Annotated in this window: 9 protein-coding genes; 6 read left to right on the top strand and 3 right to left on the bottom strand. The window is 52.9% G+C overall.

Translation table 11 applies throughout. The features are described from left to right. From thiD to QZL66_RS02100, 6 genes are all read left to right on the top strand, one after another. A partial coding sequence (gene thiD / locus QZL66_RS02075; protein ID WP_293601774.1) for a bifunctional hydroxymethylpyrimidine kinase/phosphomethylpyrimidine kinase occupies positions 1-766 on the top strand: 766 nt, incomplete at its 5' end. A 101-nt stretch (positions 767-867) separates the two neighbouring features. Beyond that, the gene (gene thiC, locus QZL66_RS02080) at positions 868-2199 is read left to right on the top strand and encodes a phosphomethylpyrimidine synthase ThiC (protein WP_022410106.1); all 1332 of its coding nucleotides are present in this window, start codon (positions 868-870) and stop codon (positions 2197-2199) included. A gap of 115 nt (positions 2200-2314) precedes the next feature. Next, positions 2315-2698, top strand: a complete 384-nt coding sequence (locus QZL66_RS02085) for a Fur family transcriptional regulator (protein WP_022410107.1) — start codon at positions 2315-2317, stop codon at positions 2696-2698. Positions 2699-2724: 26 nt separating this feature from the next. Next, on the top strand, positions 2725-3264 hold the full coding sequence (gene rbr / locus QZL66_RS02090; protein WP_022410108.1) for a rubrerythrin: 540 nt from the start codon (positions 2725-2727) through the stop codon (positions 3262-3264). 107 nt (positions 3265-3371) lie between these two features. Further along, positions 3372-4667 carry a chloride channel protein gene (locus QZL66_RS02095; RefSeq protein ID WP_022410109.1) on the top strand — a complete coding sequence of 432 codons (1296 nt, stop codon included), beginning with the start codon at positions 3372-3374 and terminating at the stop codon, positions 4665-4667. Between the two features lie 129 nt (positions 4668-4796). Then, positions 4797-5753, top strand: coding sequence for a glycosyltransferase family 2 protein (locus QZL66_RS02100; RefSeq protein ID WP_022410110.1), 957 nt, complete (start codon positions 4797-4799; stop codon positions 5751-5753). Positions 5754-5819: 66 nt separating this feature from the next. Here the strand turns inward: QZL66_RS02100 and QZL66_RS02105 are convergent, their stop codons facing one another. The 3 genes from QZL66_RS02105 to QZL66_RS02115 all read right to left on the bottom strand — a co-directional run. Further along, positions 5820-7709, bottom strand: a complete 1890-nt coding sequence (locus tag QZL66_RS02105; RefSeq protein ID WP_022410111.1) for a dockerin type I repeat-containing protein — start codon at positions 7707-7709, stop codon at positions 5820-5822. A 59-nt stretch (positions 7710-7768) separates the two neighbouring features. Then, entirely contained in the window at positions 7769-9571 is a 1803-nt protein-coding gene (locus QZL66_RS02110; RefSeq protein ID WP_022410112.1) for an O-antigen ligase family protein, read from the bottom strand. Between the two features lie 119 nt (positions 9572-9690). Further along, positions 9691-10187 (bottom strand): HAD family hydrolase (locus tag QZL66_RS02115; protein ID WP_293601775.1); only part of this gene is annotated, 497 nt, incomplete at its 5' end.

Here is a 10187-nt window from a genome sequence, read left to right on the forward strand (position 1 = left end):
CAGCGGCGGTGCCGGCATCCAAGCCGATCTGAAAACAATGACCATACTGGGCTGCTACGGCATGAGCGCAATCACTGCACTGACGGCACAGAACACCACAGGTGTGCGGGAAATCCATCCCGTTCCGGCAGCGTTTTTACAGGCGCAGATTGCCGCAGTCTGTGAGGACATTCCGCCCCTTGCCGTGAAAATCGGCATGGTCTACGATGTTCCGCAGATTCACGCCATTGCAGAGATGGTGCAGCACTACCGCCTGACCAAACTGGTGCTGGATCCGGTGATGATCGCCACCAGCGGTGCGTCACTGCTGCGAAGCAGTGCGCAGAAAGCACTGAAAGAGAATCTGTTTTCCCTCGCCGCTTTGATTACCCCCAACATTCCGGAGGCCGAGGTCCTTACCGGCACGGCAATCACCAGTCCGGAGCAAATGGAACAGGCTGCCCTGCAGCTCTCCGCACAGTTCCGGACGGCGATCCTGCTCAAGGGCGGACACGCTGCCGCACAATGTGACGATGTCCTTGCCAAAGACGGCAGCTGTATCTGGCTGCACGGAGAACGTGTCCCCACCACAGACACCCACGGGACAGGCTGCACCCTGTCCTCCGCCATTGCGTCACATTTGGCGTTGGGATTTTCGCTGGAGGAGAGCGTCCGCCGTGCCAAGGTATATCTGACGCAGGCACTTCAGGCAGGACTGCATCTGGGACATGGCAACGGTCCCATTGCACACAATGCACCTTCTTTTTTTCAAAAAGATGCAATATAACGACGTTTTTCATCGACAACCGGATTTTCTGCAAAATATCTCCGCCCTGTGCGGCAAATTTCGTGTAAGAGCTGAAAGCGGCTCTGGAAAGGATTTTTCATATGTCTACTTATGCTACACAAATGGACGCTGCCAAACAAGGAATCCTGACACCGGAAATGGAAACCGTGGCAAAAGAAGAGCATCTGGAACCGGAACTGGTTCGGGAGCGTGTTGCCAAGGGTACAATCTGTATTCCGGCGAACATCTACCACAAGAGCCTGCATCCCTACGGCATCGGCGAAGGACTGCGCACCAAGATCAATGTCAATCTTGGAATCTCCGGTGACTGCCGGGACTACTCCGCTGAATTCGAAAAGGTAAAGCTTGCGCTGAAATTCAACTGCGAGGCCATCATGGATCTCTCCAACTACGGCAAGACCAACACCTTCCGCAAGCAGCTGATCGAGATGTCCTCTGCCATGATCGGCACAGTGCCCATGTACGATGCCATCGGCTACTTGGAAAAGGAACTGGCAGACATCAAGGCCGAGGACTTCCTGAAAGTGCTGGAGGCGCACGCCAAGGAGGGCGTAGACTTCCAGACCATTCACGCCGGCATCAACCGCCGTGCTGTAGAGGCGCTGAAGCGCACCAAGCGTACCACCAACATTGTCTCCCGTGGCGGTTCTCTGCTCTTTGCGTGGATGGAGATGACGGGAAATGAAAATCCTTTCTATGAATATTATGACGATGTTCTGGACATCCTGAGAAAGTACGATGTGACCATCAGTCTTGGCGATGCCCTGCGTCCCGGCTGCAATGCCGACAGCACCGATGCCGGACAGATCTCCGAGCTGATCGAGCTTGGCAACCTGACCCAGCGTGCATGGGAGCGGGATGTGCAGGTTATGGTAGAGGGTCCCGGCCATATGACCATGGACGAAATTGCTGCCAATATGAAGCTGCAAAAGCGCATCTGCCACGGTGCACCGTTCTATGTGCTCGGCCCGCTTGTCACCGACATTGCACCGGGATATGACCACATCACCTCTGCCATCGGCGGTGCCATCGCTGCGGCAAGCGGTGCGGATTTCCTCTGCTACGTGACACCGGCGGAACATCTGCGTCTGCCGGATCTGCAGGATGTGCGGGACGGCATTGTGGCATCCAAGATTGCTGCACACGCTGCCGATCTGGCAAACGGCATCCCCGGCGCACGGGAGTGGGACAACGCCATGAGCCGTGCACGCTGCGCCATCGACTGGGAGGGCATGTTCGAGCAGGCCATCGATCCGGAAAAGGCTCGCAATTACTTCGAAAGCCGTCCGCCCAAGGATCGCCACACCTGCACCATGTGCGGAAAAATGTGTGCAATGCGCACCTCCAACAAAATTCTTAACGGCGAATCTGTCACCTTCTGCGATGACAGCGCAGATTCCGCTGCCAAATAAAAATCCGGAAAATCCCCGCTTTTTTTCATAGATTCTCTTGACAAATCTCCGCAGGTAGTATATAATTTTAATTAGGAATTAGTATCATTATACAACCATGGCGAAGGATGATTTTATGAAAAATCGCAACACACTGCAGCGCCGTCTTGTGCTGGAAACGGTACAGCGCATGCATAATCACCCCACGGCAGAGGAGATTTTTCGGGAAATCTCTTCGGAAAACACGCTGATCAGCAAAGCGACGGTCTACCGTAATCTCAAGATTTTATCGGAACAGGGAGAGATTCAGCACATCCCGATTCCCAATGGTGCGGATTGCTTTGACTTCAACAACACGCCTCACTATCACATGGAGTGCCGCAGATGCCGGCGTGTCTTTGATGTTGATATGCCGTATCAGGCGGATCTTTGCAGCAAGATTCAAAATCTTCACGGATTTCTGATCGACTCCCACCACATCGTATTCAGCGGACTCTGTCCGGAATGTCAACAAAAATAAGAAGCTGCTTAGAAAGGAGTATTCCCATGGCTGAACTCAAAGGAACACAGACCGAAAAAAATCTGCTGGCTGCTTTTGCCGGCGAATCACAGGCTTACACCAAGTATACGTTCTACGCCTCCAAGGCAAAAAAAGACGGCTATGTCCAGATCGGAAAGCTCTTTGAGGAAACCGCTAACAATGAAAAGGAGCACGCAAAGATCTGGTTCAAGCTGCTCAACAGCGGTATGCCGGAAACGACACAGAACCTGAGCGATGCTGCTGCCGGCGAGAATTACGAGTGGACGGATATGTATCAGGAATTTGCACGGCAGGCAAAGGAAGAGGGCTTCACGCAGATCGCTGCACTGTTCGAGGCTGTTGGTGCCATTGAAAAGACTCACGAGGAACGCTACCGCAAGCTTCTCGCCAACATCGAGGGCGACTGCGTATTCTCCAAGGACGGCGATGTCATCTGGGAATGCGCCAACTGCGGACACATTGTCATCGGTAAGAAAGCGCCGGAAGTCTGTCCGGTCTGCCAGCACCCGCAATCCTATTTTATGGTAAAAGCCGAAAATTATTGATGGCTCTCCCCTTGGCGAGGTCATCGCAATCACAAACATGACACAGTCCTCCGAAAAGTTCCGGCTTCGAGGAGGACTGTTTTTGTCAGAATCAGGAGATGATTTTTATGAAACCGCACAACCCGCTGTACTATCGCTGGAAAGGAAAGCTGCTGCACAGCGGTATCCACATCCTGTCCCACATGCGGCTGCTGATTCGATGGACGTTCTTTTCCGTTTTCACCGGCAGCATTATGGGACTCATCGGCGTGGCATTTGTCTACTGTATTCAGTCTGTGACCACGCTCCGCACCAATTTCGTCTGGATGCCTCTGACGCTTCCCCTCGGCGGACTTCTGATCGTCTGGCTCTACCGCATTTCCCACGACCAGAACGACAAAGGCACCAACATGGTGCTCGCCTCCCTGCGCTCCGAGGCGGAGCTTCCGGTTCAGATGGCACCTATGATCTTTATCTCTACCATCATCACCCACCTTTGCGGCGGCAGCGCCGGCAGAGAGGGCGCTGCGCTTCAGCTGGGCGGAAGCGTCGGGAACTTACTGGGACGGCTATTCCGGCTGAACGAACGGGATATCCGTGTTATGATTCTCTGCGGCATGAGTGCTGCATTTTCCGCAATTTTCCGCACACCCATTGCAGCTGCCGTGTTTGCCATGGAGGTCGGATGCGTCGGCGCAATGCAGTATGCGGCGCTTGTCCCCTGCACCATTTCCTCTCTGACCGCATCTTATCTTGCCTCGAAGCTGGGAATTCCGCTGGCGCACTTTTCCGTGACCCAAGTGCCGGGATTGCATCCGCTTCCGGCGCTCAAAATTCTGCTGCTGGGGATTCTCTGTGCAGCTGTGAGCATTCTCTTCTGCATCCTGCTGCACCAGTGCGAAAAGTGGCTGAAACAAAAATTCCCCAACCCTTATCTGCGGATTTTGGTAGCGAGCGGCATTCTTCTGCTTCTACTCCTGCTTCTGCGCAGTCGGGATTATCTGGGAGTCGGTACCAATGTCATCTCCTCCGCCATTGCCGGAAAGGTCGTCTGGTATGCCTTTCTGGCAAAGATGCTGTTCACGGCAGTGACGCTGGGCGGCGGATTCAAGGGCGGTGAAATCGTCCCCTCATTCTTCATTGGCGCAACATTCGGCTGTCTGTTCGGACAGCTGCTGCACCTGTCCCCCTCTTTCTGTGCATCTGTGGGAATGATCGCCCTGTTCTGCGGTGTGACGAATTGTCCCCTTGCCTCGCTGCTGATTGCCATCGAACTGTTCGGTGCGCAGGGCACGCCGTACTACTTACTTGCCATCGCTGTCAGCTACCTGCTCTCCGGCTACTACGGACTGTACCGCGAGCAGAAATTCCTCTACTCCAAATTTGCGGAAAAGCCGGCAAGCCACAAGACACGGCGAAGCTAAATCACCGGCAATTTGACAGAATCCAAAGTTTATGATACAATGATAACTGCAGCACCGCAGGAAATCTTGTCGGGCATGATTGATGCGGTGCTGCCCTGAATTTCTACGCTTTGCGAAAGGACATCTGTCATGAACTGCATCTATTTCGTCATCCCATGTTACAATGAGCAGGAAGTGCTTCCCATCACAGCGGAGCAGCTGCGCATCAAGTACGACCAGCTGCTGCAAAGCGGGCTGATTGCGGAGAGCAGCCGGATTCTCTTGGTGGATGACGGCTCCAAAGACCGCACATGGCAGATCATCTCCCAGCTGCACCAGAAAGACAGCCGGTTTCAGGGTATCAAGCTCTCCCGCAACCGCGGGCACCAGAACGCTCTCCTTGCCGGACTGATGACTGCCCGCAGCTTCTGCGACGCCGCCATTTCCCTGGATGCTGATCTACAGGACGACATCAATGCCATGGATGCCATGCTGCAAAAGTTTCAGGACGGCTGCGACATTGTATACGGCGTTCGCAGCGATCGGGAGACAGACACCGTTTTCAAGCGCTGCACGGCGCAGGGATACTATAAATTCATGTCCGGCATGGGCGGCGAACTGGTCTACAACCATGCTGACTACCGGCTCATGAGCCGGCGTGCGCTGGATGGATTGGCAGAGTTCGGCGAGGTCAATCTTTTTCTCCGCGGCATTGTCCCCATGATCGGCTACCGCAGCGACATTGTCACCTATGCCAGAAAAGAGCGTCCTGCCGGAAAATCCAAGTATCCGCTGAAAAAGATGCTTGCATTTGCGTGGGAGGGGCTGACTTCCCTCTCCATTCGTCCTATCCGCATGATTACCATTCTCGGCACACTGATTTTTCTTGTCAGCATCGGCATGCTGATTTACTCTGTCATTCGCCACGCCATGGGTGCAACCATAACCGGCTGGACATCCCTCGCCGTTTCCATCTGGGCGATTGGCGGACTCCAGCTTCTCGCCATTGGCATCATCGGCGAATACATCGGAAAGGTTTACTTAGAAACCAAATCCCGTCCCAAATACATCATCGAAACTTATCTGGGCGATTCCGAATCCAAATAACCAAAACACCAACACCGCTGTAAGAAATCCCGCAGCGGTGTTTTTTTCGAATGTATTTTTTTCCGTTTACTCAGCAGACTCCAGCGGGAGCGCATCTACCATATGAATCAGGAATTTCATGAGGGCTGCCGCATCGGCGCTCTCAACGGTATCGTTTCTGTTACAATCCGCATTCTTGACTGCAACATCTGACAGCTGCACCCCATCGATCAGATAGTGTCCCAAAAAGACCACATCGGCAAGCGTGATGTTGCCATCACAGTTGACATCGCCGCAAAGCTCTATCTCCACCCGCATTTTCTCCGAGACTGTCACCTCACAGGAATAGACTCTACCGCTTACCAGTGCGTATACTGTTGCCTTTCCGGGGTGTTTTGCGTAGACAAGGCTATACGTTTTCTCGTGGTCCAGCACAGTGACAACATCTGTCGCCGAGGAGATCCACACCACTGCGGCATCCGAGGGCAGATTGTACAGCTTCAGGATTGCCGTATCCCGTTCTGTCATAGATTGCTTTGGCTCCAGATATACCTCCGGATCGTAGCGTGTCGTCGTCGTTTCCGTGGTATCTGTAGTTTCTGCGGTAGTTTCCGACGAAGTTGTCTCAGCCGTGGTCTTCTCCGTGGAAACGGAATCACTTGTCAGGTCTGTTTCCGCTGTGGTTTCTGTGGTAGTTTCTTCAGTTTCTGAGAAGGTCAGTGCAGTGTCCTCTGTGAGTTCCGTTGTGTCAGTGGTTTCTTCTGTGGGCGCCGTTGTCTCTTTCACGCTCTCCGTAGTTTCCGGCTCTGTCGTAAGAGACTCAGATTCCGTAGTCGTTGTTGTCGTCGTAGTCGTTGTTGTGGTAGTGGTTGTGGTTGTCGTTGTTTCTGTGGAGGTTTCCGTGGTGATTCGCGGCGCATCTTCATTCACATAAATGGTAAAGCCGTTCAGCCGATCAGCATCCGGATAGGAAACCGGCAGATTCCGTCCGGAGATAAATGTATTGCCGCCGCCCATGGATGCGGAAGTTTCGTTGTCCACGAAGTCGATGTAATAGGCGCCCTCCGGTGTTCCTTTTTTCAGGGTGATGTCAAATGTAATCAGCGGGAACTCATCGGATGCCCCCAGGAACTGTGTCGGTGTGCTTCCCGTATATACCCACTGGAAGAAGTTGGACATACCGGGAACTGGTTTGTTTGCCGCCATCGCAGGATCATAGCAGGGCAAAAGGCCTATTGCTTCCTGCTGTTCAAAGGAATGCTGATCGATATAGTCAAACGTATAATAAGGGATTCCCTCAGAATTATACTGGATATCGCAATAATACCGGTGCAGCTTTTTGCGGGTCGTCGTTTTTTCTGCCAGATCGGCATTCTTGTCCTCTTGACTCTCGTAATATCTGGCACTGAACCGCACCTGCTGGTTATCTGCTGTATAGACCACGCTGCCGAAAATCGGGTCAAAGGCGTAGTCCAGTGTGGTGACGTTCAATGAAGAGGAACGATCCAGCTCACGGCTCTGGTCATCGACCGTCACGATCTGCGCCAGACAGTACGGTTCGTATTTGGATTGGTAAGTGCCGCCGCTATAGGTGATGGTCTTGGTCTTTCCCATTGCCAAAATATTGGAAACATTGCTGAACTGTACGCATTTCATCGCACTGTTCTGCGAGAGAATGGCGCCGTCTACAGCGGCCGTTGCCTCCCATCTGGCGGAGACGATCTCGATATAGTGTTCCGGATCCCAGTCCTCCGAATTGATGTACATTCCGACTTTGACCGTCACATCATTTTCTGCGGTATCCAGAGAGGAAATAATGCAAGAGCTGCTTCTTCTGTCATCTGCTGTGCGAAGCGATAACTCATAGGTTTCAGACGCATTTGCTTCCTTTGCAAATGCCCCCGTGCTCGGGATCGAAACAACTGCGACTGTACACGCCAGAAGAAATCCAGCTACACGCAACAATTGCTTTTTCATAACAATCAGGTCCTCTCATTCCTAAAATCAACTGCATCTTCTCGCGGTTTGCCCAGCGTTCATGCAGACTCTGAGGTTTTCTTTTGTGACAACTCCCGCCAGCTCATTCCAAACAGGAACCAGAACATCGGTGCATGATAGATCAGGCTGTCGTGGAAAAAGCCCAGCAGGCAATACGTTTCGACGGCAAAGAACAGCGCCCCACGGAACGGGGTAAACATTCCTTTCTTTCCAAAGCAATTCTTTCCGCCGCACACCAGAAACAGCACCAGCATGCCAACGACAGCTGCCAGGGAGAGCAGCCCCGTATCCTGTGCCATCTGCAAATACCAGCTGTGCGGTTTATTATAGAGTACATAAGTGCCGAAAATATTCAGCAGTGCCGGCAGGTCGTTCTGATTCAAATAAAAGAGCGAGGTCGCCGGTCCGTGTCCCAGAACGATGCAATCCGGCAATACAGAAATTGTGTTCGCCCACACAAAGACACGGCCATTCAAATACGGATAGCATGCTGCCAGCCGTGGGTTTTCGCTCACCAGCGGCACCTGATCCAGCAGTTCGCCGCCAATGCCAAGCACCTGCCAGCCGTCTGCTTTTCGAATTGCCTGTAACGGCGTGGCATATCCCAGCAGGAACGAAAGCTTATTTCCCTCGATTTGCAGCTGACAGTGCTGCAATGCCGGTTCGGCAAAGGTAAGCATCCCATCAGTTTCCGTCTGTGGCACAACTGCTGCATCATTGCAGGTATACGTCATGTCATCCGCAGAAAGGCGGGCTTCCGCCGTTTCCACACGAAACTCCGTGTCCTGATTCCGCAGCACCAGCGCATTTCCATCCACCCGCATGGAAAGCAGCCGGAACGTCTCCTCCTGCTCCATGCCGATCATGGTGTGCTGTATCTTTTCTGAGAGCGTGTCACCGCTGCGGGAGGCAACAAATCCGATTCCGCCTGCCACAATTGCCACACAGACACCGCCGCAGACCAGACGCTTCCCCGCTTTACGCCAATTGCTGCGCAGCAGCCACACCAGCAAAAAGAGCGCTGTCATTCCAAATCCAATCAGGATTGCACTCATCACCTTGCTTTGCAGCAGTGCTGCTGCCAGCAAAACCGAAGCCAGGATCTGCACCATCAGCCGCAGCATAGAATCCTTTCTGGAGATCATCGAAGCCGACACCGGCAACAGAAATGCACAATACATGCCGAGGTAATCGGAATTGCCGAACATCATGGCAATGGAGCCGTCCTCACTTGGTCCTACCTTGCCGTCTAATCCGCCGACCAGCTGCACCAGCGGATTGTTATAATAGAAGATGCCGCAGCTCTCCAGCAGTGCCGTCACGCCAATGACAAGGAACAGCACCGTCAGGCACTCCCGCACAAATCGCTGCACACCGTCCCGTCCCGTCCAATACCATGCGGCAACAAAGACAATGCCATAGGATGCCAGCGCCAAATACCCCTCGTACACCTGATGAATTCCCATCAACGCCTCGGGCAAATATGCGGAGTGCAGAGTGGAAGCAAGTCCCAGCCCAAGATATCCGGCAAGCAGCAGAAGCATTGCTCCATGGGAGTGTTTTTGCGATAGCTTTAGCTTTCGCCGCAGCAGCTCCGCCAGCGTCCAAATGCCAAAGACTGCTGCTATCATCAGAAGGGCAATCTCACGGCAATACTGTTCAAAATCGTTCACGCTGGTCTGCCCCGCCGGATAAAAATAGGCACTGCGCACCGATTCCGGAAGCGCCACGGCGATCTCTCTGGTGAGAAACGGAAGCAGACAAATACACACCGCCAGAATCTTCCCCGGCAGACTCCGAAGACTGTTTGCCTTCCGTTTCTTTTCTTTTGTCGGACTCATATCCATTCCTTTCTTTCAAATTCCCTTTCCGCTTTCTATTATAGCAGGAAAGGATATGAAATTCAATAATTTTTTGTCAATTTGATGGCTTATTTTTGTGAATGTCGCACACAATGAAATCAAAAGTATTTTTCTTCGGAGAGCACGAAACGTTCTACCGCTTTTGCCACGCCATCCTCATCGTTGGAATCTGTGATATCGTCTGCCGCTGCCAGACAGCTCTCCATGGCATTGGCGACCGCTACGCCCATGCCAGCATCCCGCAGCATTTCCGCATCGTTGTCCGCATTTCCGCACGCCATCACCTGCTCTAATGAGATACCGCACCGTTTCGCCAAAAAGCGAATGCCGTTTGCCTTTCCGGCATCGGCATGGGCAATTTCCACCAGCTGCGGCACAGAGGAGGTCATGTAAACCGGCAGTTCGGCATTGGATACCTTTTGTGCCATCTGTGCCTTTCGTGTGCCGTTCGGACAAATGATATCCATGCAGTCGATTTCCTGCACATGCATCTGCAAAAACCGTGCCATGTCCTCCACCGGTTTTCTCGTGCGCCGGACATAGGCGGCAACAGCTGCGTTGTATCGAAAAGAGATGGGATCTGCCACATAATCCG

The sequence above is a fragment of the Ruminococcus sp. CAG:330 genome (assembly GCF_000437175.1).
In the GTDB taxonomy this organism is placed as follows: Bacteria; Bacillota; Clostridia; order Oscillospirales; family Ruminococcaceae; genus Ruminococcus_C.